This window comes from Paracoccus sanguinis (assembly GCF_012689545.1).
Classification (GTDB): domain Bacteria; phylum Pseudomonadota; class Alphaproteobacteria; order Rhodobacterales; family Rhodobacteraceae; genus Paracoccus; species Paracoccus panacisoli.
On sequence record NZ_CP051542.1, the window covers coordinates 578,450 to 601,906 of the forward strand.

Sequence of the window (23,457 nt, forward strand, 5' to 3'; positions counted from 1 at the left end):
GCAGGGGCAGTTGCGCCCTGACCTAAGCCCTGCACCCGCCGCGATCAACCAAGCCCGCCGCCGCGTCCGCATTGCTGCCGGCGCGAAACAATCTTGCGGATCGGGGGCGTGAAAGATAATCAAGCTGCGATTTCCCGACCGGAGGCCTCATGGCTGGCGCCCGACTAGACGACATCGACCGCCAGATCCTTGCGGAATTGCAGGCCGACGGACGGATGACGAATGTCGAACTGGCGCGCCGCGTCGGAATCTCGGCCCCGCCCTGCCTGCGCCGGGTCCGCACGTTGGAAGAGCAGGGCTACATCCGCGGCTACCACGCCGAGGTGGACGCCCGCGAACTCGGCTTCGAGGTGCAGGTCTTCGCCATGGTGCGCCTCGTCAGCCAGTCCGAGCGCGACCTCTCGGCCTTCGAGGACCGCGCCCGCGGCTGGTCGCTGGTGCGCGAGTGCCACATGCTCAACGGCGAGATCGACTTCATCCTGAAATGCGTGGCGCCTGACCTGCCCACGTTCCAGCGCTTCCTGACGCAGGAGCTGACGGCCGCCGACAACGTGGCGAGCGTCAAGACCAGCCTCGTGATCCGCGGCGCCAAGGACGAGCCGGGGGTGCCCTTCGACGCGATGCCGCTGGCCCGCGCCTGAGCGGCGTCAGAGCCGGATCGCCGAGATCAGCCGCCCGTAGTCCGCCGCCCCCTCGTGGGTCGCGCGGCGGTAGCTGAAGAAGCGTTCGGGGTCGGAATAGGTGCAGTGCCCGGTCCAGTCGGCATCGACCCCCAGATCGCGCAGCCGGGCGAGGCCGAAGCCCGGCAGGTTGAACATCGGCCGCCCGCTCGGCCCGCCCGAGAAGAACCGCCCGGACTCGGGCGCCTCGGCGAGGAACCGGTCCATGAACTCCTCGCCCACCTCATAGGCGCGCAGGCTGATGGTCGGGCCGATGACGGCGCGGATGCGGGTGGCCCCGGCATCGCGCATGGCCGCCACCGTCGCTTCGAGGATGCCATCGAGCGCCCCCTTCCACCCGGCGTGGGCGGCGCCGATGACGCCCGCCTCGGGGTCGGCCAGCAGCACCGGCTGGCAGTCGGCGGTCAGCACCGCGATGGCGACGCCGGGGGTGGCGGTGACGATCGCGTCGGCCTCGACCCCCGCCAGCGCCGCCGGGTCGTCGCCCTCGGCCAGCCGCGCGACGCGGGTCGAATGGGTCTGGTGGACGGTGGCGAGGCGGTCCGGCGCGACCCCCATCGCCTCGGCCACGCGGGCGCGGTTCACCGCCACGATCCCCTGCTGGTCGCTTGAGCCGCGCCCGCAGTTGAGCCCGCGGAACAGCCCCGACGAGGCCCCGCCCTGCCGGGTGAAGAACCCGTGCCGGAGCGGTGCGAGGGTCGGATGGGTGATTATCTCGAGGCTCATCGGCAGGGTCCGGGTGGTTCGGGTCTCGGGTCGGGTCGGCGCGGCGTGCGGGTGGCGGCTCTGGTGGCGGGGCGCGCCCTGAGGCGGGCGCGGATCAGCGGCCTGCCGGCAGACCGGCGGGCGCGGGGTCGGCCGCGGCCGGAAGGGCGGTGAACCCCGGCGGCGGCGGGCTGTGGCGCGGATAGATCGCCATGGCCTTGAACAACTGTCCCATCGCGGCGGGCGCGGTCAAGCGCTCCATCGCCGCGACGGCCCCGGCATCGCCCGCCGCCGTCAGCCGGGCCGCCCGCTGCGCCAGCCCCAGCGACCGGAGCCACTCCCCCTGTGGCACCGGGCACGAGGCCGCCGCACCCGCCGCCAGCGCCGTCCCGGCCAGCGGGGCGAAATCGACGTGCGCCGTCAGGTCGGCCTCGCCGGGGTGGGCGAGGATGTCGTCGGGCGCGTGGCGGCGCAGCGCCTGCAGGCTGTCGCCCTGCCCGTCCCAGGTGCCGTAGTCGATCACGATCGCGGCGCCGCCGTGGCGGGCGATGCGGCCCGCGACCTCGGCCACGACCGGGATCGCCTCGGCGCAGACCTCGCGGATCTCGCCCGGCGCGCCGGGGCGGGCGGCGTCGCCGGGGGGACCGAGCGCCAGCGCCAGCGCCCCGTCGCGCAGGCTCACCATCCGCTCGCGCCAGCCGTCGGGGTGGCGCTCGAACTGGCGGATCGGCAGGGCGTCGAAGAACTCGTTGGCGACAAGGAACAGCGGCGCCTCGGGAAGGCCCTCGGCGCGGTCGCGGTGGGTGACCTCGCCCAGACGCGCGCGCTGGACGCCGCGCAGATGCGCCGAGGCCTCGACCAGCTCGACCCGCGCCGCGGCGCGGAAGCCGGGCACCCGGGCGGTGGCGCGCAGGATGTCGGCCATCAGCGTCCCCCGCCCCGGCCCCAGCTCGGCCAGCGTGAAGGGCGCGGGGCTGCCCTGGTCCAGCCACGCCTGCGCGAGCGCGAGGCCCACCAGCTCACCGAACATCTGGCTGATCTCGGGCGCGGTGGTGAAGTCGCCCTGCGCGCCGAACGGGTCGCGGGTGGCGTAATACCCATGCGCCGGATGCAGCAGGCAGAGCCGCATGTAGTCGTCGAGCCGCATCGGCCCCTCGACCGCGATCCGCTGCGCGATCAGCCGCGCGAGCGGGGTCACGGGCGGGGTCACGGGCGGGGGCCCGCGGGCGGCCTGCGCCGGGCGGCGAGGATGAAGCCCAGCCCGATGAGCAGCATCGGCAGCGAGAGCAGCTGCCCCATCGTCAGCCCCCAGACCGGCCCGCCGAGGACATGGCCCCAGGGGTTGTCGGGGGTGACGAACTGCGCGTCGGCCTGACGGAAGAACTCGACCACGAAGCGCGCCAGCCCGTAGCCGGCCAGGAACACCCCGAGCGCCAGCCCCGGCCGGCGCAGGCCGCCGCGGCGGACGAGGAGGAAGAGGATCAGCCCGAGCAGCAGCCCCTCGAGCCCGGCCTCGTACAGCTGGCTCGGGTGGCGCGCGCAGGGGCCGACGACGCCAGGACAGTCCTGCGCGGCGGCGCCGGGGAAGATCACCCCCCAGGGCGCGTCGGTCGGGCGGCCCCAGAGCTCGGCGTTGATGAAGTTGGCGATCCGGCCGAGCAGCAACCCGGCCGGCGCCGCGACCGCCAGCGCGTCCGCGAGCCGCAGGGGCGGGATGCCGTTCCGGCGCGCGAACAGCGCGGCGGCGATCACCACGCCCAGGAAGCCGCCGTGGAAGGACATGCCCCCCTGCCAGACCTTCACGATCTCGGCCGGATTGGCGAGGTAATAGGCGGGCTCATAGAAAAGCACGAACCCGAGCCGGCCGCCAAGGATCACGCCGGCCACGATCCAGGTCAGCAGCTCCTCGACCTGGCCCGCGCGCATCGGCGCGGTGCCGCCCCAGAGCGCCGGGCGGCGCATCAGCGCGGCGATGATCCACCAGCCGAGCAGCAGCCCGACGAGATAGGCCATCGCGTACCACCGCAGCGCGAACTCGCGCCCCGCGAGGGTGATGGTGAAGATGTCGGGCGAGATGTCGGGAAAGGGGATCATGGGACCTCGGGCGCGCGACGCAGGGCGGGGACGGGCGCGCCGGTCGGGGCGCGCGCCACCGGGGCTGCTTGGCCCCGCCGCCGCGGGGTGTCAACCGCGGCGGATTGAACGCAGGCCCCGCCCCCGCCATATTGCCCCCGGATGAGGCGCCCGGACCGGCGCGCCCCTTGGCAACAGGATGACGCGCATGACCACCCAGAAACCCGGCAGCGGCGGCCTTTTCGACGACATGTCGCGGCTGATGAGCAACGCGATGGGCGTGGCGCAGGGCGCCCGCGACGAGGCCGAGACGGCGATGAAGGGCTGGGTGGACCGCTGGCTCGCCGACCGCAACCTCGTCACCCGCGACGAGTTCGAGGCGGTGCGCGAGATGGCGATCAAGGCGCGGACGGAGAACGCCGAGCTGCGGGCAATGATCGAGACGCTGCGGGGTGAGGCTGCGGGTGGTGCTGGCAGCAGCGTCGCGGGCAGCGCCGGCGCGGCGGGCGGTGCTGGCGACGCGCAGGGTAGGTGAGACCGGCCGTGCCGCAGGCGAGGCGATGTCGTGCTGGGGGGCTCGCGGAGTGCCTCTCGCGGCGCCCTCGAGATGCATTAGCAGCCGGCGCGGGTTGGATCGCGAGCGCAAGAAACCGCGCCGGTGTCGCTCAAATGACGTTAGCGGACGCAGACGGGCGGTTTGGCTGTCGAGAGCGACGATCCTACTCTGAAGCCGACGGCCTCGCGTTTGCCTAGAAGGCGAAGACGAAAGACGCGCAACTGCGGTCGGAGCTGAGCTGGGAGCTGGGGCCGCGCAGCTCGCGTCGCCAGAATCGAATTGGCCCGCCGCGAGCGGAACGCGAGCAATCGCGGCAGGCGGTCCGCTGGGAGTTCGGCCAATTCCATAGCCTCACACCAACAACTATCGAGCGTGGCCAGTCGGGAGCTATGCCGGTCTACCAATTACCCTCGGTTTAAGACAATTGTGCGCGCCTGACACGGTTTGTGCGGATAGCGAATATCTAGCGGCAGTGCAGGTCAGCCTGACGCGAAACTGCGCTTATCGGCCCAGTCGGGGACGCTCACAGCCGCTAGCCACATTGACGAAGTGGACCACGATGGCTCCACATCGAGGTGCATCACGCTAGTCGCACGTCATCACCAATTCGCAGAACACTGCCCGCGTCGTGTGGATATGGCCGTCAAAGGGCTGGTCTTGCCATCGCCTCACGACTAAGCACCAGCCATAATTGAGCACCAACCATAAAGCCGTTGGCCATCCGGGGCGGCACGCCTTCTCCGCGAAGGGCGGCAGGACTTCCTGCCCAGCGGGGCCGCAACCTGCCACGCCCCTAGCCCCCTTACTCCTCTCCCATCTCCATGCCGCGCTCGCCGGCCAGGCGGCGCATCCGCTCCTGCAGCTTCTCAAACGCCCGGACCTCGATCTGCCGGATGCGCTCACGCGAGACGCCGTAGCGCCCCGACAGGTCCTCGAGCGTCACCGGGTCGTCGCGCAGGCGGCGCTCGGTGAGGATGTCGCGCTCGCGGTCGTTCAGCACGTCCATCGCCGCGGTCAGCATAGACCGGCGGGTGTCGAGCTCGTCCGCCTCGGCATAGGCCTCGGCCTGGTTGGCGGTATCGTCCTCGAGCCAGTCCTGCCACTGCGCCGTCGAATCGCCGTCGGCGCTGCCGACCGTGGCGTTCAGCGAGGCGTCGCCGCCCGACAGGCGGCGGTTCATTTCCACCACCTCCTGCTCGGTCACGTTCAGGTCGTGGGCGATCCGGGCCACGTTCTCGGGCCGCAGGTCGCCCTCTTCCAGCGCGCCCAGCTTGGCCTTGGCCTTGCGCAGGTTGAAGAACAGCTTCTTCTGCGCCGAGGTGGTGCCCATCTTCACCAGGCTCCACGACCGCAGGATGTATTCCTGGATCGAGGCGCGGATCCACCACATCGCGTAGGTCGCAAGACGGAAGCCCTTCTCCGGGTCGAAGCGCTTGACCGCCTGCATCAGGCCCACGTTCGCTTCCGAAATTACCTCGGCCTGCGGCAGGCCGTAGCCGCGATAGCCCATGGCGATCTTGGCCGCGAGACGCAGGTGCGAGGTCACGAGCTTGTGCGCGGCCGCGCTGTCCTCGTGATCCACCCAAGCCTTGGCGAGCATGTACTCTTCTTCCGGTTCCAGCAGCGGGAACTTGCGGATTTCCTGAAGATAGCGGTTCATCCCCTGTTCGGGGCTGGGGGCCGGAAGGTTGGTGTAGCTGGCCATCGGTGTCCTGCAATATGGCCGAATCGGGCATCGGCGCGGGCAATCTAGCGGGTGTCGGGTTAACCGAGTGGAAACGCCAGTGGGGCGCCTCGGGTTCCTGAGCGTTTCACTTCGCCGCCGTGACGTCACCGGCCCCGCGCAGCGCGTCCAGCAGCGCTGCCATGTCGGCCGGCAGCGGGCTGTCGAAGGCGAGCCAGCGGCCGTCGTCGGGGTGGGCAAAGCCCAGATGCGCGGCGTGCAGCGCCTGGCGCGGGAAGGCCGCCACCTCGGCCGCCGCCGCGCTTAGCGCCCGGGTCGAGGCACGCCGGGCGCCGCCATAGACCGGGTCGCCGATCAGCCCGAGGCCGCAATAGGCGAGATGCACGCGGATCTGGTGGGTGCGGCCGGTCTCGAGCCGGCATTCGACCAGCATCGCCGCGGGCGGGGTGCCGAAGGCCTCGCGCATCACCGCCCGCGTCACGGCGTGGCGGCCGCGCTCATGGCTCACCGCCTGGCGCTGGCGGTCGGTGGGGTGGCGGCCGAGGCGTGTGGCGATCCTGAGCACGTTGCCCGGCTCGAAGCTGACGCCGGCAAGGCCGCGCAGCCGCGGGTCGGCCGGGTCGATGACGCCGTGGGCGAGGGCGAGATAGCGGCGGGCGGCCGAGTGATCCTCGAACTGGCGGGCGAGCGACTGGTGCGCGCGGTCGGTCTTGGCGACAACCAGCAGGCCCGAGGTGTCCTTGTCGATCCGGTGGACGATCCCCGGCCGCGCCGCACCGCCGATCCCCGACAGGCTGCCTGCGCAATGGGCGAGCAGCGCGTTGACCAGCGTGCCGTCGGGCGTCCCCGGCGCGGGGTGGACGACCATGCCGGCGGGCTTGTCGATGACGATCAGCGCGTCGTCCTCATACGCGATGTTCAGCGCGATGGCCTGCGCCTCAGCCGCGATCGGGCGCGGCGGGTCGAGGCGGATGCTGTAGTCGCCGGGCAGCGCGCGGGCCTTGCCGTCGGTGACCGGTCCGGCGGGCCCCGCGACGGCGCCCTCGGCGATCAGGCGGGCGAGGCGCGAGCGCGACAGCGCGGCCGACGCTGGCGCGGCGGCGGCCAGCGCCTTATCAACGCGGTCGGGTATCTCGCCGGTCTCGGCGAGGGTGATGACGAGAGCGGCGTCAGGTTCAGAGGTGAGATCGGGCATGGCAGGCGATGATAGGGGCACGGCCGGGGCGGCGAAAGTCCCCGAACTGGCCTGGCTGCGCCGGGTGGTCACGGGGCTCGCGCTGGCGATGGGCGTCGGCATCCTGTCGCTGGTGGCGATCCTGTGGCTGCGGCTGTCGCAACCGCCGCTGCCGGTGCTGCCCGAGGGGGTCGCGCTTCCCGCCGGGGCGCGGGCCGCAGCGGTGACCTTTGCCCGCGACTGGACGGTGGTGGTGACCGAGGCCGGCGAGGTGCTGGTCTATGACCGCGCCGGGCAGTTGCGGCAGCGGGTGGCGGTGGAGTAGGCGCCCTGCCCCTGCGCGCCGCTTAAATGGCAGCGCCGAGGGGAGTTCGGGCCAGAAACAAGCCGCCGTGCGGACGCGAAGGCTCCCGACCCCCCGCGGCAATCCGCGCGCCCCCGCGCCGCTTGCGCTGCGCCGTGCGGCTTGCGACAAGGGCGCACCATGACCGACGCCCCTTCCCCCGCCGCCCCGGCCCCGACCAAGACCATCCTGCGCGCGCTGGCGGGGGAACGCCTGCCCACGCCGCCGATCTGGATGATGCGGCAGGCCGGGCGCTACCTGCCCGAATACCGCGCGACGCGGGCGCAGGCCGGGGACTTCCTGTCGCTCTGCTACAATCCCGACCTCGCCGCCGAGGTCACGCTGCAGCCGATCCGCCGCTACGGATTCGACGCGGCGATCCTGTTCGCCGACATCCTGCTGGTGCCGCAGGCGCTCGGCTCTGACCTGTGGTTCGTCACCGGCGAGGGGCCGCGGCTCTCGACCACCACCACGCCGGCCGAGGTCGCGGCACTCAAACCCGCGGGCGCGGTCCACGAGACCCTCGCGCCGGTCTATGAGACGATCCGCATCCTGCGCCGCGAGTTGCCCGCCGAGACGACGCTGATCGGCTTTGCCGGGGCGCCGTGGACGGTCGCGACCTACATGATCGCCGGGCGCGGGTCCAAGGACCAGGGCGCGGCGCACGCGCTCAAGGCCGCTGATCGGGCGACCTTCGCGGCCATCATCGACCGGCTGACCGAGGCGACGGTCGAATACCTCTCCGCCCAGATCGAGGCCGGGGCCGAGGTCGTGAAGCTGTTCGACAGCTGGGCCGGCAGCCTCGAGGGGCAGGATTTCGACGATTTCTGCCGCGCGCCGATCACCCGGATCATCGCCGCGCTGAAGGCGCGCCACCCCGGCGTGCCGATCATCGCCTTCCCGCGCGAGGCGGGCGCGCGCTACGTCGGCTTCGCCCGGGCGACCGGGGCGGATGCCGTGGCGCTCGACAACTCTGTCGCGGCCGAGTGGGCGGCGGCGAACGTGCAGGTGGACGGCTGCGTGCAGGGGAACCTCGCGCCCGGGCACATGGTCACCGGCGGCCCGGCGCTGGTCGACGAGACGCGGCGGATCGTGCGGGCGTTTGCGGGCGGGCCGCATATCTTCAACCTCGGGCACGGGATCACCCCCGATGCCGACCCCGAGAACGTCGCGCTGATGGTCGAGACGGTGCGCGCCGGGGCTTGACCCATGTGGATCGCGGCCACGCTGATCGCCGCGCTGGCCCAGACCGGACGCAACGCGGCGCAGGCGGGGCTGACCGCGCGCATCGGGACGCTGGGCGCGACCGGGGTGCGGTTCCTCTTCGGCCTGCCCTTCGCGGCGCTGTTCCTTCTCGCCGTGGCGCAGGCCGTGCCGCTGCCGGCGCTGACGGCGCCCGCCGCGGGTTGGGCGCTCGTCGGCGCGCTGGCCCAGATCGCCGCCACCGCGCTGATGCTGTCGGCCATGCAGCGGCGCGGCTTTGCCGTGGCCACGGCTCTGGTCAAGACCGAGCCGCTGACCCTCGCACTCATGGGCGCGGCGGTGCTGGCCGAGCCGCTGGGGCCCGCGCGGCTCGGCGCCATCGCCACCGCCACGCTGGGGGTGCTGCTGCTTTCGGGCGGCGGCTGGCAGCGGGCGGGCGGGCGCCCGGTCGCGCTGGCGGTGGCGGCCGGGGCGCTGTTCGGGCTGTCGGCGCTGGGGTTCCGGGCGGCGATCCTCGCCCTCGGCGAGGGCCCGAGCGTCGCGCGGGCGAGCGTCGTGCTGGTCCTCGCCCTGGCGATCCAGACGCTGCTGATCGGCGGCTGGCTTGCCGCCCGCGACCGGCGTGCCCTGCGGGGGATGGCGTCGGCGTGGCGCGAGTCGCTCGGCGCCGGGTTTCTCGGCGCGCTCGCCTCGCAGTTCTGGTTCATCGGCTTCGCGCTGGCCCCGGCCGCGGACGTCCGCACCCTCGCGCTGGTCGAGGTCGTGTTTGCCGCCGCCGTCTCGCGCCGCCGCCGCGAGGCGATGGGGCGACGCGAGCTGGCCGGGATGGCGCTGGTCGTGACCGGGGTCGCGTGGCTCCTGCGCGCCGCCTGAGGTTCAGCGGCCCGTCAGACCCATTTCGCCAGCGGCGGCAGGCTCATCAGCACCGCATCGGCGTTGTGCCCGGTCTCGAGCCCGAACTTCGTCCCCCGGTCATAGACGAGGTTGTATTCGGCATAGAGCCCGCGGTGGATCAACTGCACGTCGCGGTCCGCGGCGTCGAAGGGCGTTTCCATGCGCCGCTCGGCCAGGGGCAGGAAGGCGGGCAGGAACGCCTCGCCCACCGCACGGGTGAAGGCAAAGTCCGCCTGCCAGTCGGCGGTGTTCAGGTCGTCGTAGAAGATCCCGCCCACGCCCCGCGCCCGGCCGCGGTGGGGGATGAAGAAATACTCGTCCGCCCAGGCCTTGAAGCGGTCGTAATAGTCGCTGCCGTGCGGCAGGCAGGCGGCGCGCAGCGTGTCGTGGAAATGCCGCGTGTCCTCGGCGTATTCGATGCAGGGGTTGAGGTCCGATCCGCCCCCGAACCACCAGGCGCCGGGGGTCCAGAACATCCGCGTGTTCATGTGCACGGCCGGGGCGTGCGGGTTCTGCATATGCGCGACGAGGCTGATGCCCGAGGCCCAGAACCGTGGGTCCTCGGCCATCCCCGGCACCCCGCGGGCAGCCATCGCGGCCTGCGCGCGGGGGGCGAGCGTGCCGTGCACCTCGGACCAGTTCACGCCGACTTTCTCGAACACCCGGCCGCCGCGCATCACCGACATGATCCCGCCGCCGCCATCGCCGGCCCGCGCCGTCGGCGTCACCTCGAACCGGCCCGCGGGCGCCGTCCCGCCCGCGCGATCCTCGAGCACCTCGAACGCCGCCACGATGCGGTCGCGCAGTTCGTGGAACCAGCGCGCGGCCTCGGCCCGTTCGGCGGTCATCTCGGACGCCAGCCCGCCAACCCTCTCGGATGCCCTGTCCATCGCCGGTCCTTTCGTGATTTGCCGCCCGGTGCGGGCTGGGGCTACTCTTGCCCATCTGCTTAGAGGCGCGCCCGATGACCCGCAACCTGACCCTGTCCCTGACGGCCGTGCTGGCCGGATCGCTGATGCTCTCGGCCTGCGGCACCCCGCAGGAGCAATGCGTCGCCCGCAACACGCGCGAGTATCGCGTCGTCTCGAACCTGCTGGCCGAGGTCGAGGGCAACCTCGCCCGCGGCTACGCCTGGCAGGAACGCGAGATCACCCGGACCGAGTGGCGCGACTGCCCGGTGGTGGTGCGCGACCGCGACGGCAACCCGCAGTGGCGCTCCCGCCCCTGCCTGCGCGACGTCGCGGACACCGAGCGCTACCGCGTGGCCATCGACCCCGCGGCCGAACGTCGCAAGGCCGAGAACCTGCGCCAGAGGCAGGCCGCGCTGCGCAGCCATGCCGAGGCCGCGGTCCGCGCCTGCCGCGAGGCCTTCCCCGAGCCGCGCTGAGCCTCAGCGCCGGCCCTTGGGGCGTCCCGCGGCGGGGCGACCGCCCGCCGACCGCCGCTGCCCGGCGCCGGTCGCGCTCAGCAGTTTGAAGCGGGAATCGCCGCCGATCTCGGCCACCTCGGCGAAGCTCTCGGCCAGCACCGGCTCATACGGCAGGTGCCGGTTGGCGACCATCCACAGGCGCCCCGCGCCGGTCAGCAGCCCGGCCGCGGCGCGGATGAACTGCGCCCCGAGTTGCGGGTCGGAGGCCCGCCCGGCGTGGAACGGCGGGTTCATCACCACCCCGTTCACCGGCTCGGGCAGGCGGAAGCGGGTGGCGTCGGCCCAGTGGAATTGCGCCCGCGGATCACTGACGTTCCGCCGCGCGCAGTCGAGCGCCGTGTGGTCGGCCTCGACCAGATGCACCACCTGCACCCCCGGGCGGGCCAGCACCTGCGCCGCAAGCCAGCCCCAGCCGGCGCCGAGATCGACGACGCGCGAGGGCATCCGCTCGGGCAGATGCGCGGCAAGCAGGACCGAGGCCGGGTCGGGGCCATCGGCCGAGAACACGCCCGGCCGCGTCACGAACCCGTCCACCACCGTCTCGCGCGCGGCCCAGTCGGCCGGCAGCCAGTCGCCCTCGGGGACGGTCAGGCGAAAGATCTTGCCATGCGCGCGGGACTGCACGTCCTCGACCGGGACCAGCGCCCTGAGGTCGCGCAGCATCGCGTCGATCCCGTCGGTCTTCTGCCCGTCGATCCAGAGCGGCGCGCCTGCCGGCAGCACCGCGGCCGCTGCCGCAACCCGCGCCCGCGCCTCGGCCCGCGCCCGCGGCATCACCACCACGGCCGCCTCGGCCGGGCCGATGATGCCCGGCGCCACCGTAAAGCCGGCCGCGGCCAACGCGTCGTGATCGGGGCGGAACCCCTGCGCGATGGTCACCCGCGCGGGGTCGAGCCCCGCCACGTCGCCCGGCCGCCCGCCGACGACGAGCAGCCGTCCCGCGGGCGGGTCGATCAGGTCGATCCGCGAGCCTGCCACGCTATTCCTTTTCCATCGTGCATTGCAGCGGGTGCTGCTGGCGGCGCGCCAGCTCCATCACCTGCGCGACCTTGGTCTCGGCCACCTCGTGCGAGAAGACGCCGACGACCGCGATCCCTTTGCGGTGGACGGTCAGCATGATCTCGATCGCCTGGGCGTGGGACATGCCGAAGAGCCGCTCGAGGATGTGGACCACGAACTCCATCGGGGTGAAATCGTCGTTCAGCAGCAGGACCTTGTACATCGGCGGCCGCTGCGTCTTGGGCCGCGTCTTGACCGCCAGATCCTCGTCCCCATCGGTCCGGGTCGGCGGCTTGCCAAGGGTGATGGGGGTCGCGAAGCTTCGCACGGCACGTCGTCCTGCAGGGATGGGGTCCGGGGGCAATATAGGGATCGGCGCGGGCATGAAAAGTCCACAGCCGCCGGCGGGTGGCCGCCGGTCGGGTTCTCGCGGCAAAAATCGGACAAATACGCGGTTTCCGCATCCGAGACCCCGTGCTATTGTCGGATCATTAACAAAGGGCGTGCAAGAAGAACGCGTCCGCGAGCAGAGAGACCGGGGCAGTGAACAGACTTTACAAGACCCTCGTTGCGGGGTGGCTGGTGCTGATCGGCGCGATGATGCCGGGGGCGCTGTCCGCCGCACCTTTTGCAGCCTTCGTCATGGACGGGCGAACGGGCAAGGAAATCTATTCCCAGAATGCGGATGCGCGGCTGCACCCGGCCTCGCTGACCAAGATGATGACGCTCTACATGGCCTTCACGGCCATCGAGCGGGGCCAGGTGCGGCTCGATTCGCGCTTCACCGTCTCGACCCACGCCGCAAGCCAGCCGCCGTCGCGGCTGGGTTTGCGCCCGGGCCAGCAGATCGAGCTGCGTTACCTGATCCGCGCCGCGGCGGTCAAATCCGCCAACGACGCGGCGACGGTGATCGGCGAGGGGCTGGCCGGGTCCGAGGCGCAGTTCGGCGCCCAGATGACCCAGATGGCGCGCGCGCTGGGGATGCGGAACTCGAACTTCCGCAACGCCAACGGCCTGACGCAAGAGGGGCATTACTCGAGCGCCCGCGATCTCAGCATCCTCGGGCGGCGGCTGTTCTATGATTTCCCGCAGTATTACTCGATCTTCTCGCGCCGTACCGCCGATGCGGGCGTGGCCACGGTGGCGAGCACGAACAAGCGGTTCCTCGACAGCTATGCGGGCGCGGACGGGATCAAGACCGGCTACACGCGGGCGGCGGGGTTCAACCTGACGGCCTCGGCGCAGCGCGGGTCCAAGCGGATCATCGCCACGGTGCTGGGCGGTCAGTCCACGGCGCAGCGCAACGCGGTGATGGCACAGCTTCTCGACGCGGGCTTCGGCAGGGCGCCGGCGCAGGTGCGCGAGATCCGGCCCGAGGCGCCCGCCTATCTGGCCGACAAGAAGCGCGTGGTGAAGGTCGCGCGCGCCGCCCCCGAGGCGCAGCCGCCGGTCGCAACGGCCCGGCCGGTGCGCGGCTCGACGGTGGCGCTGGCGGCCGTCCCGGTCGCGGTGCCTGCGCAGCCCAAGGCTGCCGCCCGCGTCGCCGCGGCGCCGGCCGCCGACACGCAGGCCGAAGCGGTGGCGGGCGCCGTCGCTGCCGGTCGTGTGGCGGGCGCGCGCCCCTCGCGCCGCCCCGACGAAGCCCCAGCGGCGGTGAAGGTGGCCGAGGCCCCTGCCCCCGCCGACCCCAAACCCGCGGCCGAGGCCGAAGCGCCCCGCGTCGCCAGCGTCTCGGCCGACCGTCCCACCCGCGCACCGCGCAAGGGCGCCGACGCCTCGGCCGACCCCGCCCCTGCGGCGACCGGCAAGGCAGCCAAGGCCAAGGCGCCGCGCACCCCCGGCTCGACCTTCACGGCCGACGCGGCGCCCGCGCCTGCGGCGGACACGAAGCTTGCCCGGTCGGCCAAGCCGGTGCGCAAGTCCGACACGGTGATCCTCGCCGCGATGGAGGAGGAAGAGGGCGACCGGTCCGAGCCCGAGGCGACCGAGATCGTTTCGCGCCCCTCGACAGGTCGCGGCAAGTTCGCGATCAATGTCGGGCGCTTCAAGACCAAGGCCGAGGCCGAGCAGCTTCTGCTGCGCCTGGCCCTGCAGGAGAGCGCGGTGCTCGACAGCGCCACGCGGCGGGTCGGCAACACCCCGAAAGGGTGGGAGGCGACCTTCACCGGCCTCTCGCGCGACAGCGCCCGGCTGGCCTGCGACAAGCTCGCGGCCCGCTCGCAGCGGTGCCGGGTGCTGGGGAACTGACCGCCCCGCCAAGGTGACGAGCGTGAGGCCCGGACGTGTAGTCCGGGCCTTTTGCTTTTTGGTGTGAGAGGCGCGGGGAGGCTGGGTTAAGGAAAGTCCCGCTCTTGCGGGATGCGGGCCGCTGGAGCGTGACCTGAAATTAGGTCTGCTGAGTCGTGGAGATGGCATCGGTTGGGCCGGACGACCTGTGAATCACGCGCAGAGGAGCGCCGACGTCGCGGCTGGCGGTGAGCCGTGACGGGTTGGGTCCGGTAGGTGTCGCTTACTTGAGGCGGACGGCACGTGACGTTCGTGCCGAAGGAACCTGCTTCATGGCGCTGGCCAAGCCGAGGGAGCGCCGGGCTGAACCGCGCTTGCCAGTTTATTGTAGCAATCCGGTGGCAACCCGGCAGAAAAGCGCAGGCCGCGCTCGGATCGGTTCACCGCCTGACCAGCGAGTTCTGACCATTGGGCCGCGCGAGGATCCGGCAGGAAGGCGTACCGGTTCTCGCGAAGAACCGCGTCCACCAGAGCGTTACCTTTCCCAACAACGGCAGGGATGCGGGGATGACGCGGTCAGAGAAAGGCAAAGCCGCAGAGGTCTCGGTACGCCATCGCGCAACCCCAGCCCTAAAAATGCTAGGGCGCTTATTACGGGACAGGATGAACCAAACGGCGCCGGACCATCAACCTTTTGCCCGTCCCCTACTCCGCACACTACCGGTCGCCTGACCCGTGTCTATCAAAGCAAGCAAGGCCGTCGGCGGCTTCGCCGACCTGCCTTATGCACGGCGAGCGGGTGCAGGGCGCACCCTACCGTCCGCCATCCCACACCGTCCCCCTGCCCTCACGGCTTCGGCTTGTCGTCCCACTCGCTGCTCAGGATGCGCGCCGCGTCGCCCTTGGGGTCCTCATACTGGCGGTTCCGCAGGGACCACAGGAACGCCGCGAGGCCGAGCGCGCCGAGGCCCAGCGACGCGGGGATGAGGAAGATCAGCACGTCCATCAGCGCACCCTCAAGGCATTCAGCGTCACGCTGATCGAGCTCAGCGACATCGCCAGCGCCGCCAGCAGCGGGGTCGCCAGCCCGGCAACGGCCACCGGCACCGCGACGATGTTGTAGAGGATCGACAGGGCGAAGTTCTCTCGGATCCGCAGCGCCGCCGAGCGGGCGACGTGCACCGCCTCGGCCACAGGCCCCAGCGCGCTGCCCATCAGCACCATGTCCGAGGCCACCCGCGCCGCATCGAGCGCGCTCGCCGGCGAGATCGACGCGTGCGCCCCGGCCAGCGCGGCGGTGTCGTTCAGCCCGTCGCCGACCATCAGCACCTTGTGCCCCTCGGCCGCGAGCGCCCCGACCGCCGCCGCCTTGTCCTGCGGCGTCATCCCGGCGCGCCAGTCGTCGATCCCGAGCTCCGCCGCGATGGCGCCCGCCGCGCCGGCGGCATCGCCCGAGAGCATCATCACCCGCAGCCCCTGCTTGCGCAGCGAAGCGATGGTGGCCGCGGCGCCCGGCCGCAGGCTGTCGGCGAAGTCGATCCGCCACACCCGATCGCCGATCCGCAGCCAGCTTGCCGCGCCCTGCGCGTCCTCGCCGGTTCCGGCCCAGTCGGCGCGGCCCAGCCGCACCGTTTCGCCGTTCCAGCGCGCCTCGACGCCGTAGCCGGGCCGTTCGCGCAACTCGTCCAGCCGCGCCGGCGCGACCTCGAGCGCCCCGGCCAGCGCGCGCGACAACGGATGCGCCGAACCGCCCGCGAGCGCCGCCGCCACCGCCTGCGCCTCGGGCGGCAGCGCCGCCGCCACGACCCGCGGCGTGCCCATCGTGAGGGTGCCGGTCTTGTCGAAGACGACCGTATCGACCTCGGCCAACCGCTCGAGCGCGGTACCGTCCTTGATCAGCAGCCCGCGCCGGAACAGTCGCCCCGAGGCCGCCGTCACCACCGCCGGCACCGCGAGCCCGAGCGCGCAGGGGCAGGTGATGATCAGCACCGCCGCCGCCACGTTCAAGGCCACCCGCGCGTCGCGGGTGATCCAGAGCCAGCCGAGGAAGCTCGACAGCGCCATGAGATGGACGACCGGCGCATAGGCGCGGCTCGCCCGGTCGGCGACCGAGGTATAGCGCCCCCGCGCCGACTCCGCCGCCGCGACCAGCGCCGTGAGCCGGGCGAGCGAACTGTCGCGCCCCGCCGCCGTGACGCGCAGGGTGAGCGGCCCGGTCAGGTTGACCTCGCCCGCCGAGAGCTCGGCCCCGGGCCGCGCGGCCACGGGGGCCGACTCGCCGGTCAGCAGAGAGCGGTCGATCTCGGAGGCGCCCTCGGTCACCACCCCGTCGGCCGCCACCCGCGCCCCGGGGCGCACGAGGATCAGGTCGCCCGGCACGAGGTCGGCCACCCGCACCTCGACCGGCGTGCCATCCTCGAGCCGCAGCGCACGCGGCACCTCGAGCGCGGTCAGCTCTTCGGCGGCCGAGCGCGCGACGGCCCGCGTGCGATAGTCGAGATAACGTCCGACGAGCAGGAAGAAGCACAGCATCACCGCCGCATCGAAATAGGCGTGATGCCCAGAGTGCAGCGTCTCGAAGACCGAAATCGCGCTGGCGAGGATCAGCGCCAGCGAGATCGGCACGTCCATCCCGAGCCGCCCGGCCCGTAGCGCCCGCCAGGCGCTCGAGAAGAACGGCTGCCCGGCAAAGGCCACGGTCGGCAGCGCGATGGCGCCGGAAATGAAGTGGAACATGTCCCGCGTCGCGTCGTCGGCCCCGGACCAGACGGCGACGGACAGGATCATGATGTTCATCATGGCAAAGCCCGACACCCCGATCCGCATCAGGATGTCGCGCCCCTGCCGGTCGGCGGCGGTCGCGGTCAGGGCGGCGGGATCGAGCTCGAAGGCCTCATAGCCGATCCGGTCGAGCGCCGGGATCAGGTCGGCGGCCGTCACCCCCGCTTCCGCATCCACCACCACCCGGCGCAGCGACAGGTTCACCCGCGCGGCGTGGACGCCGGGCTGCGCCGTCAGCACCCGCTCGACATCGGTGATGCAGGTCGCGCAATGGACGGCGGGCACCGACAGCATGATGTCGCCGCGCACCGGGTCGGGTCGCCCGATCCGGCCCGCCAGCGGGGCCACGTCGCAGGCGGGGCAAGCGCTCAGCCGCGCCTCGTACCCTTGAGCGGCGGCATCCGTCATCACTTCACCTCGGCGCCGGCATAATGGTCGATCCGCTGCCGGAACACGGTCCCGTCCCCGGCTTCGGCGGTGATATGGATGTTCCACAGCCCCGGCGCCAGCGTCAGCGGCGCCCGGAACACGCCGCCGTCGTAGGTGAATACCGGGGTCTGGTCCTCACGGACATGGGTGGGGCGGCCCACCGTCGCGCTGAGCGTCCGCACCCGCGCCGGGTGGCCCTCGCGGTCGCGGATGGCCAGCGTCAGCTCGTGCCCGTCATAATCCGGCGTCACCGTCCAGCCGAGCTTGTCCTGCGCCGCCCGCTCGCGGTCGAAGCGCTGCGAGGCGACATAGGAGTTCGTCGTCTCGAGCCCCGGGAAGGTCTGGACCGCCTGCGTAGCGAGCCAGATGTTGATGCCGATGATGACCCCGAACATGCCCACGGCAAAGCCGAGCATGTGCCGGCCGGTGAAGTTCCGGCTGAGCGAGAACAGCAGGAACGGCAGACCGAAGATCGCCGCGACCCCGAGGATGAGGCCGTAGGGGCCGACGGTGGAGAGCACGGCACCCATCAGCGGTCGGTCCCGTGGAAGACGGTGCCGACGGTGGCCCGGCGGTGCGAGGTGGTGTCCTCGATCCACATGGTCACCGCCGTCTGTCCGCCCGTCGCCAGCGCCGAGGCGGGCTCGGCGGTCAGGTAGACGCGCTGCTCGAAGGTGGCGTCCTGGTTGACCGTCACGGTCCCCGGCTCGCCCTCGAGCGTCACCGCAAGCCCCGGGATCGGCGCACCGTTGGCGTCGCCCGCCCCGATGGCGAAGTTCTTGACCTCGCCCTGCTTGTTGCGCAGCCGCATCTCGTAGGTGTTGCGGATCGAGCCGTCCGACATTGTGACGAAGAGCGGGCTGCGCACCGGCGAGACGTTGAGGTCATAGGGCGAGCGCATGAACAGCGCCACGATCAGCCCCACCCCGATCGCCCCCCAGAGCGTGAAGTAGAGCAGCGTCCGCGGTCGCAGCACGTGGCGCCAGAGCGAGGCGCCCTCGTGCCCGGTCTTCTCGGCGCGCTCGTCCTTGAGCGCCATGTAGTCGATCAGCCCGCGCGGCTTCCCGATCCTGGCCATGATGTCGTCGCAGGCGTCGATGCAGAGCGCGCAGGTGATGCACTCGAGCTGCTGGCCGTCGCGGATGTCGATGCCCATCGGGCAGACGTTCACGCAGGCATAGCAATCGATGCAGTCGCCCTTTTCGCCGGGCGGCACGTCGGACTTGGTGCGCTCGTCCTTGCGGATCTTGCCGCGCGGCTCGCCCCGCCACTCGCGGTAGGCGACGGTCAGCGTGTCCTCGTCCATCATCGCGCCCTGGATGCGCGGCCACGGGCAGGCGTAGATGCAGATCTGCTCGCGCGCGAAGCCCCCGAAGAAGAAGGTGGTGGCGGTCATGATGGCGATGGTGGTGTAGGCGACCGGGTGCGCGTGGCCGGTCACGAGGTCGCGCAGCAGCGTCGGCGCGTCGGCGAAGTAGAACACCCACGCCCCGCCGGTCAGCAGTCCGATCAGCAGCCAGAGCGTCCATTTGGTCACCCTGAGCCGCGCCTTCCGTGCGTCCCACGGCTGGTTGTAAAGCCGGATGCGGGCGTTGCGGTCACCCTCGACCCAGCGCTCGACGAGGATGAAGAGGTCGGTCCAAACGGTCTGCGGGCAGGCGTAGCCGCACCAGACCCGACCCAGCGCCGAGGTGAAGAGGAAGAGCCCGAGCCCGGCCATGATCAAGAGGCCCGCCACGAAGTAGAACTCGTGCGGCCAGATCTCGATCCAGAAGAAGAAGAAGCGGCGGTTGGCGAGGTCCACGAGCACCGCCTGGTCGGGCAGGCCCGGGCCACGGTCCCACCTGATCCAGGGCGTGATGTAGTAGATGCCGAGGGTGAGTGCCATCAGCACCCATTTCAGGTTGCGGAACGTCCCCGGGACGCGACGCGGAAAGATCGGCTCGCGCGCGGCGTAGAGCCGCGGGGGTTCATTTTCGACACTCGACATGGACTTCTCCTGCCCGGCGTGGGCCGATCCTGGGTGGCGCGGACGGACCCGCCAGCGAACGGGCCAGAGCAGGCCCGGCGTTCATATAAGCCATCCGCGATGCGTCTGAGAGGGACGGTTTGTCGCACATGGGAGGCCCGGTCTGCTTGCGCGGCCGCGCGTGGGTGGCGCGGGTCGGGGCAAGTCTGCCATGCGGGCGGTGGTGGGGAAAGCGTTAACGCGGCGTTTCCGGGGTGGGTGATGGCGGGAGGGTCAGCGTCACGCGCCCCTGGCCACGGCGCCGTGACATCAGGGCCTTGGCTGAAAAACGGTGAAGGCCGACCCCGGGTGACGTTGGCACGCCATCTCAAGGCGGCGAAAGCAACCTCGTGCAAAGAAAAAGACGGCGGCTACGCGCCGCCGGAAGCGAAGGGGGACCGGCGGGACCGGTCCCCCCAAGGATCACTCGCCGCCGCCGAGGCCGTGGACATAGGCGGCAACCGCCCGGATGTCCGCCTCGCTCAGGCGCTTGGACCAGGCCGGCATCACGCCGAACGGACCGTCGTGGATGATCCGCCGGATGGTCGCCTCGTCCGGGGCGCCACCCTTGTTGTAGAGCCATACCGCGTTGGTGAGGTTCGGCGCACCCTGGGCCCGGTCGCCGGTGCCGTCCTCGCCGTGGCAGGCGACGCAGTTCTCGGCGAAGACCGGCTGGCCCGCGGTCGCCTTGGCGGCGTCATGCGGCAGCCCGCTCATCGACATGACGTAGTTGGTCACGTCGTCGATCTGGGTCGCGTCGAGCAGCCCGTCCACACCGAAGCGCGGCATTTCCGAGTAGCGGGTGTCCGGGTCGTCCGGGCTGCGGATGCCGTGCAGGATCGTCGTGTGGATGTCGTCGATCGTGCCGCCCCACAGCCAGTCGTCGTCCACCAGCGAGGGATAGCCGTTCGCCCCGGCGCCCCCGGCCTGGTGGCACTGGACGCACCAGGTGCTGAAGACAGCGCGACCAGCATTGTTGGTGTAGTTCACCAGCTCGGGGTCGTTGCGGATCTCGGCCAGATCGACCGACGCCAGCTTCTGCTGGATCGGCGCGTTGGCGTCGGCGAAGCGCTGGATGTCCACCGCCACCTCGTCGCGCGGGGTGGTGCCGATGAAGCCCTGGGTGGACCCGTTGATCAGCGGGATCGCCGGATAGGCCAGCACATAGCCCACCGCCCAGATGATCGTGGCGTAGAAGGTCCACAGCCACCAGCGCGGCAGCGGGTTGTCGTATTCCTCGATCCCGTCCCAGCTGTGGCCTGTGGACTGGACCTCGACCACGTTCTTGCCGACGCGGCGGCGCTGGGTGTTGCGGGCCTGCGGCCGCGCCCCGGGCTTTGCGCCCACGATCGTCTCGGGGGCGTTCTCGAGGATCTGCTGGGCGTTCTCGGCGTCGGCCGCACGGCGGTCCACCGAGATGCGGTTGTCGGGGTTGGCCGGGCTCTCGTGCGCGTCGGACGGATCGGCGCCGACGTTGCGGGCCACCTGCTCGTCGCGCGGGGTCGGCTTGGGGGTGTCGTCAGTCGGATCGGCCATCACTTGACCTCCTTGCTGCCCGGTTCGGGGTCCGTCGCGGGTCTCGTCTCGTTTCGAAAGATGCTCTCGGCGGCGTCCTGCTGGACCTTGCGCGACCCGGGCCTGAAGGCGAACAGGATCACCCCCAGGAAGATCAGGGTCAGGACCAGCAGGACCCAGCTGTCGGCGAGGTGGCGCAGGAAGGAATAGCGCTCCATCCCGTGCGCCCCGTCAGCGATGCCGCTCGGGCTGGAAGGTCGAGAAGTCGACCATCGTGCCCAGCACCTGCAGATAGGCGATCAGCGCGTCCATCTCGGACACCCCCGCCTGGCGGTCGAAGTTCCGCTGCTGGGCGCCGGGGTAGCGCGCCTGCAGCCCCGAGGCGTCCGCGTTCGGGTCCGCCTGCGCCAGCCAGTCGGCGCGCGCCTCGGCCAGCATCTCGTCGCTGTAGGGCACGCCCACGCGGCGGTCGGCGGTGATCCGGGCGTCGATGTGGGTCGGCTCGATCAGCCGCTGCCGCAGGAAGCCGTAGGACGGCATGATCGATTCCGGCACCACCGCCTGCGGGTGGGTCAGGTGGTCGATGTGCCATTCGTCCGAATAGCGCCCGCCCACCCGGGCCAGGTCCGGCCCGGTCCGCTTGGAGCCCCACTGGAAGGGGTGGTCGTACATCGACTCGGCCGCGAGGCTGTAGTGGCCGTAGCGCTCGACCTCGTCGCGCATCGGGCGGATCATCTGGCTGTGGCAGACGTAGCAGCCCTCGCGGACGTAGATGTCGCGCCCGGTCAGCTCGAGCGGGGTGTAGGGACGCACCCCCTCGACCTTCTCGATTGTGTTCTCGAGGTAGAACAGCGGCGTGAGCTGGACGATCCCGCCGATGGTGACGATCAGGAACGAGAACACCAGAAGCAGCGTCGCGTTCTTCTCGAGGATCTTGTGGTGGTCAAGGATTGCCATCGGTCAGATCCTCATTCGGCCGGCACGGCGACGCGGGTGTCCGCGACGCGGGGCTGGCGGGCCACGGTGGCCCACAGGTTGTAGCACATGATGATCGCACCGCTGAGGAAGAACACCCCGCCCAGCGTCCGCACCACCAGCATCGGGTACTTGGCGACCACGGTGTCGGCGAAGGCGTTGACCAGGAAGCCCTGGCTGTCGACCTCGCGCCACATCAGGCCCTCCATGATGCCCGAGACCCACATCGAGGACGCGTAGAGCACCAGGCCGATGGTCGCGAGCCAGAAGTGCCACGAGACCAGCGTGTTGGAATAGAGCCGCTCACGCCCCCAGAGCCGCGGGGTCAGGTAGTAGAGCGCCCCGAAGGTGATCATCCCGTTCCAGCCGAGCGCACCCGAGTGGACGTGACCGATGGTCCAGTCCGTGTAGTGCGACAGCGAGTTCACGGCCTTGATCGACATCATCGGCCCTTCGAAGGTCGCCATCCCGTAGAAGCCCACGGCCACGACCATCATGCGGATGATGGGGTCGGTGCGCAGCTTGTCCCAGGCGCCCGAGAGGGTCATCAGACCGTTGATCATGCCGCCCCACGAGGGCATCCACAGCATCACCGAGAACACCATCCCGAGGGTCGAGGCCCACTGCGGCAGCGCGGTGTAATGCAGGTGGTGCGGACCGGCCCAGATGTACATGAAGATCAGCGCCCAAAAGTGGATGATCGACAGCTTATAGCTGTAGACCGGACGCTCGGCCTGCTTCGGAATGAAGTAGTACATCATCCCGAGGAAGCCCGCGGTCAGGAAGAAGCCCACCGCGTTGTGGCCGTACCACCACTGCGTCATCGCGTCCTGCACGCCCGAGAAGAGCTGCACCGACTTCGATCCGAAGACCGAGACCGGCAGCGACAGGTTATTGACCACGTGCAGCATCGCAATGGTCACGATGAAGGACAGATAGAACCAGTTGGCGACGTAGATGTGCGGCTCGCGCCGCTTCATGATCGTGCCGAGATAGACGGCGAGGTAGACGACCCAGACGGTGGTCAGCCACCAGTCCACGTACCACTCGGGCTCGGCGTATTCCTTGGACTGGGTGGCGCCGAGGATATAGCCGGTCGCGGCGAGCACGATCATCAGCTGGTAGCCCCAGAACACGAACCAGGCCGCGTTTCCGCCCCACAGCCGCGTCGCGCAGGACCGCTGGACGACGTAGAACGACGTGCAGATCAGCGCGTTGCCACCGAAGGCAAAGATCACCGCGCTGGTGTGCAGCGGGCGGAGCTTGCCGAAGTTCAGGTAGCCGTGGGCCAGATCCGAAAGGTTCAGCGACGGCCACGCCTGCTGGGCGGCGATCACCACGCCGACCAGGAAGCCGATGACCCCCCAGAAGGCGGTGGCGATCACGCCGGCCCGGATCACGCCATCCATATATTCGGATTCGATCCCCACGCGGCTGGCCGCGCGGCGCGGATCGTCCATGCTGCGCAGCTGCCACAGGAAGGTGAGGCCTGCAGCCAGCATCACCGTCAGCGCGTTCACCATATAGGCCAGATCATGCGCGTAGTTGGCGCCTATCGCGGCGAACACCGCGATGACGCCAAGCACGATCAGCTTGATGACATCCCACATTGTCGTCTTGTCCCTTGTCCCTGTGCGGTTTTGACCGAATCGCGCAACTTCGCGATCGGTCTTTCCCGCCGTGGCACCGTGTCTATGGGCCATAGGTTGACCAAACATTGATCTGGGTCAACAAATCGCGGGCGTTCCGCGGCGTATGGTCGCTGCGGATGACCTCAGGAGCA

Annotated in this window: 23 protein-coding genes; 7 read left to right on the forward strand and 16 right to left on the reverse strand. The window is 70.9% G+C overall.

What is annotated here, in order from left to right; genetic code table 11:
- Positions 1–149 precede the first annotated feature (149 nt).
- A complete protein-coding gene (locus HGN31_RS02750) occupies positions 150–641 on the forward strand; it encodes an Lrp/AsnC family transcriptional regulator (protein WP_036703383.1) in 492 nt (163 codons plus the stop codon).
- A gap of 6 nt (positions 642–647) precedes the next feature.
- Here HGN31_RS02750 and pgeF read toward each other — a convergent pair whose 3' ends face one another.
- From pgeF to lgt, 3 genes are all read right to left on the reverse strand, one after another.
- A complete protein-coding gene (gene pgeF, locus HGN31_RS02755) occupies positions 648–1,406 on the reverse strand; it encodes a peptidoglycan editing factor PgeF (protein ID WP_168782259.1) in 759 nt (252 codons plus the stop codon).
- Positions 1,407–1,500: 94 nt separating this feature from the next.
- Positions 1,501–2,583: a class I SAM-dependent methyltransferase gene (locus HGN31_RS02760; protein ID WP_168783781.1), complete on the reverse strand. Its 1,083-nt coding sequence runs from the start codon at positions 2,581–2,583 to the stop codon at positions 1,501–1,503.
- A gap of 8 nt (positions 2,584–2,591) precedes the next feature.
- Positions 2,592–3,479 (reverse strand): prolipoprotein diacylglyceryl transferase, encoded by an 888-nt coding sequence (lgt, locus tag HGN31_RS02765; RefSeq protein WP_036731036.1) that lies wholly within the window; start codon positions 3,477–3,479, stop codon positions 2,592–2,594.
- 187 nt (positions 3,480–3,666) lie between these two features.
- Between lgt and HGN31_RS02770 the strand changes: the two genes are divergently transcribed.
- Positions 3,667–3,993 carry an accessory factor UbiK family protein gene (locus HGN31_RS02770; protein WP_168782260.1) on the forward strand — a complete coding sequence of 109 codons (327 nt, stop codon included), beginning with the start codon at positions 3,667–3,669 and terminating at the stop codon, positions 3,991–3,993.
- Positions 3,994–4,816: 823 nt separating this feature from the next.
- Here the strand turns inward: HGN31_RS02770 and rpoH are convergent.
- Positions 4,817–5,719 (reverse strand): RNA polymerase sigma factor RpoH, encoded by a 903-nt coding sequence (gene rpoH / locus HGN31_RS02775; protein ID WP_168782261.1) that lies wholly within the window; start codon positions 5,717–5,719, stop codon positions 4,817–4,819.
- A 106-nt stretch (positions 5,720–5,825) separates the two neighbouring features.
- Positions 5,826–6,893 (reverse strand): RluA family pseudouridine synthase, encoded by a 1,068-nt coding sequence (locus HGN31_RS02780; RefSeq protein WP_168782262.1) that lies wholly within the window; start codon positions 6,891–6,893, stop codon positions 5,826–5,828.
- On the opposite strand from HGN31_RS02780, the gene HGN31_RS02785 reads away from it, so the two are divergent.
- The 3 genes from HGN31_RS02785 to HGN31_RS02795 all read left to right on the forward strand — a co-directional run bounded on the left by HGN31_RS02785 (position 6,892) and on the right by HGN31_RS02795 (position 9,291).
- Positions 6,892–7,197: a DUF6476 family protein gene (locus tag HGN31_RS02785; RefSeq protein WP_168782263.1), complete on the forward strand. Its 306-nt coding sequence runs from the start codon at positions 6,892–6,894 to the stop codon at positions 7,195–7,197. The two genes, HGN31_RS02780 and HGN31_RS02785, sit on opposite strands and share 2 nt — an antisense overlap.
- Before the next feature lie 159 nt (positions 7,198–7,356).
- Positions 7,357–8,421 (forward strand): uroporphyrinogen decarboxylase, encoded by a 1,065-nt coding sequence (gene hemE, locus HGN31_RS02790; RefSeq protein ID WP_168782264.1) that lies wholly within the window; start codon positions 7,357–7,359, stop codon positions 8,419–8,421.
- 3 nt (positions 8,422–8,424) lie between these two features.
- Positions 8,425–9,291 (forward strand): EamA family transporter, encoded by an 867-nt coding sequence (locus tag HGN31_RS02795; RefSeq protein ID WP_168782265.1) that lies wholly within the window; start codon positions 8,425–8,427, stop codon positions 9,289–9,291.
- A gap of 14 nt (positions 9,292–9,305) precedes the next feature.
- On the opposite strand, the gene hemF is transcribed toward HGN31_RS02795, so the two are convergent.
- Positions 9,306–10,160: an oxygen-dependent coproporphyrinogen oxidase gene (gene hemF / locus HGN31_RS02800; RefSeq protein ID WP_211096363.1), complete on the reverse strand. Its 855-nt coding sequence runs from the start codon at positions 10,158–10,160 to the stop codon at positions 9,306–9,308.
- Between the two features lie 116 nt (positions 10,161–10,276).
- On the opposite strand from hemF, the gene HGN31_RS02805 reads away from it, so the two are divergent.
- Positions 10,277–10,699, forward strand: coding sequence for a hypothetical protein (locus HGN31_RS02805; protein ID WP_168782267.1), 423 nt, complete (start codon positions 10,277–10,279; stop codon positions 10,697–10,699).
- Positions 10,700–10,702: 3 nt separating this feature from the next.
- Here HGN31_RS02805 and HGN31_RS02810 read toward each other — a convergent pair whose 3' ends face one another.
- Together HGN31_RS02810 and clpS are read right to left on the reverse strand one after the other, a co-directional pair.
- Positions 10,703–11,719: a class I SAM-dependent methyltransferase gene (locus HGN31_RS02810; RefSeq protein ID WP_168782268.1), complete on the reverse strand. Its 1,017-nt coding sequence runs from the start codon at positions 11,717–11,719 to the stop codon at positions 10,703–10,705.
- Position 11,720: 1 nt separating this feature from the next.
- On the reverse strand, positions 11,721–12,068 hold the full coding sequence (clpS, locus tag HGN31_RS02815) for an ATP-dependent Clp protease adapter ClpS (RefSeq protein ID WP_425325325.1): 348 nt from the start codon (positions 12,066–12,068) through the stop codon (positions 11,721–11,723).
- 215 nt (positions 12,069–12,283) lie between these two features.
- Here clpS and HGN31_RS02820 point away from each other — a divergent pair, with 215 nt between their 5' ends.
- Complete coding sequence (locus HGN31_RS02820; RefSeq protein WP_425325326.1) at positions 12,284–13,987, forward strand: D-alanyl-D-alanine carboxypeptidase family protein; 1,704 nt, start codon at positions 12,284–12,286, stop codon at positions 13,985–13,987.
- 826 nt (positions 13,988–14,813) lie between these two features.
- Here HGN31_RS02820 and ccoS read toward each other — a convergent pair.
- From ccoS to ccoN, 8 genes are all read right to left on the reverse strand, one after another.
- Positions 14,814–14,972 carry a cbb3-type cytochrome oxidase assembly protein CcoS gene (gene ccoS, locus HGN31_RS02825; RefSeq protein WP_036699659.1) on the reverse strand — a complete coding sequence of 53 codons (159 nt, stop codon included), beginning with the start codon at positions 14,970–14,972 and terminating at the stop codon, positions 14,814–14,816.
- Positions 14,972–17,155, reverse strand: coding sequence for a heavy metal translocating P-type ATPase (locus HGN31_RS02830; protein WP_168782269.1), 2,184 nt, complete (start codon positions 17,153–17,155; stop codon positions 14,972–14,974). The genes ccoS and HGN31_RS02830 overlap by 1 nt, the downstream gene beginning before the upstream one ends.
- Positions 17,155–17,706, reverse strand: coding sequence for a FixH family protein (locus HGN31_RS02835; RefSeq protein WP_168782270.1), 552 nt, complete (start codon positions 17,704–17,706; stop codon positions 17,155–17,157). Before HGN31_RS02835 ends, HGN31_RS02830 begins: the two co-directional genes overlap by 1 nt.
- On the reverse strand, positions 17,706–19,166 hold the full coding sequence (gene ccoG, locus HGN31_RS02840; RefSeq protein ID WP_168782271.1) for a cytochrome c oxidase accessory protein CcoG: 1,461 nt from the start codon (positions 19,164–19,166) through the stop codon (positions 17,706–17,708). Before ccoG ends, HGN31_RS02835 begins: the two co-directional genes overlap by 1 nt.
- Before the next feature lie 441 nt (positions 19,167–19,607).
- Entirely contained in the window at positions 19,608–20,465 is an 858-nt protein-coding gene (gene ccoP, locus HGN31_RS02845; protein WP_036731054.1) for a cytochrome-c oxidase, cbb3-type subunit III, read from the reverse strand.
- Between the two features lie 254 nt (positions 20,466–20,719).
- On the reverse strand, positions 20,720–20,917 hold the full coding sequence (locus HGN31_RS02850; RefSeq protein WP_036699651.1) for a CcoQ/FixQ family Cbb3-type cytochrome c oxidase assembly chaperone: 198 nt from the start codon (positions 20,915–20,917) through the stop codon (positions 20,720–20,722).
- A 13-nt stretch (positions 20,918–20,930) separates the two neighbouring features.
- Positions 20,931–21,656 (reverse strand): cytochrome-c oxidase, cbb3-type subunit II, encoded by a 726-nt coding sequence (ccoO, locus tag HGN31_RS02855; RefSeq protein WP_036699648.1) that lies wholly within the window; start codon positions 21,654–21,656, stop codon positions 20,931–20,933.
- An 11-nt stretch (positions 21,657–21,667) separates the two neighbouring features.
- On the reverse strand, positions 21,668–23,284 hold the full coding sequence (gene ccoN / locus HGN31_RS02860) for a cytochrome-c oxidase, cbb3-type subunit I (RefSeq protein ID WP_168782273.1): 1,617 nt from the start codon (positions 23,282–23,284) through the stop codon (positions 21,668–21,670).
- Positions 23,285–23,457: the final 173 nt, after the last annotated feature.

Coding starts and splice junctions, on each gene's coding strand:
- ccoO (WP_036699648.1), bottom strand. CDS start 21,656: ATGGCAATCCTTGACCACCACAAGATCCTCGAGAAGAACGCGACGCTG.
- hemE (WP_168782264.1), top strand. CDS start 7,357: ATGACCGACGCCCCTTCCCCCGCCGCCCCGGCCCCGACCAAGACCATC.
- ccoG (WP_168782271.1), bottom strand. CDS start 19,166: ATGTCGAGTGTCGAAAATGAACCCCCGCGGCTCTACGCCGCGCGCGAG.
- rpoH (WP_168782261.1), bottom strand. CDS start 5,719: ATGGCCAGCTACACCAACCTTCCGGCCCCCAGCCCCGAACAGGGGATG.
- HGN31_RS02850 (WP_036699651.1), bottom strand. CDS start 20,917: ATGGAGCGCTATTCCTTCCTGCGCCACCTCGCCGACAGCTGGGTCCTG.
- HGN31_RS02830 (WP_168782269.1), bottom strand. CDS start 17,155: ATGACGGATGCCGCCGCTCAAGGGTACGAGGCGCGGCTGAGCGCTTGC.
- HGN31_RS02750 (WP_036703383.1), top strand. CDS start 150: ATGGCTGGCGCCCGACTAGACGACATCGACCGCCAGATCCTTGCGGAA.
- lgt (WP_036731036.1), bottom strand. CDS start 3,479: ATGATCCCCTTTCCCGACATCTCGCCCGACATCTTCACCATCACCCTC.
- pgeF (WP_168782259.1), bottom strand. CDS start 1,406: ATGAGCCTCGAGATAATCACCCATCCGACCCTCGCACCGCTCCGGCAC.
- ccoN (WP_168782273.1), bottom strand. CDS start 23,284: ATGTGGGATGTCATCAAGCTGATCGTGCTTGGCGTCATCGCGGTGTTC.
- HGN31_RS02770 (WP_168782260.1), top strand. CDS start 3,667: ATGACCACCCAGAAACCCGGCAGCGGCGGCCTTTTCGACGACATGTCG.
- HGN31_RS02835 (WP_168782270.1), bottom strand. CDS start 17,706: ATGGGTGCCGTGCTCTCCACCGTCGGCCCCTACGGCCTCATCCTCGGG.
- HGN31_RS02795 (WP_168782265.1), top strand. CDS start 8,425: ATGTGGATCGCGGCCACGCTGATCGCCGCGCTGGCCCAGACCGGACGC.
- hemF (WP_211096363.1), bottom strand. CDS start 10,160: ATGACCGCCGAACGGGCCGAGGCCGCGCGCTGGTTCCACGAACTGCGC.
- HGN31_RS02805 (WP_168782267.1), top strand. CDS start 10,277: ATGACCCGCAACCTGACCCTGTCCCTGACGGCCGTGCTGGCCGGATCG.
- ccoS (WP_036699659.1), bottom strand. CDS start 14,972: ATGGACGTGCTGATCTTCCTCATCCCCGCGTCGCTGGGCCTCGGCGCG.
- HGN31_RS02785 (WP_168782263.1), top strand. CDS start 6,892: ATGGCAGGCGATGATAGGGGCACGGCCGGGGCGGCGAAAGTCCCCGAA.
- HGN31_RS02780 (WP_168782262.1), bottom strand. CDS start 6,893: ATGCCCGATCTCACCTCTGAACCTGACGCCGCTCTCGTCATCACCCTC.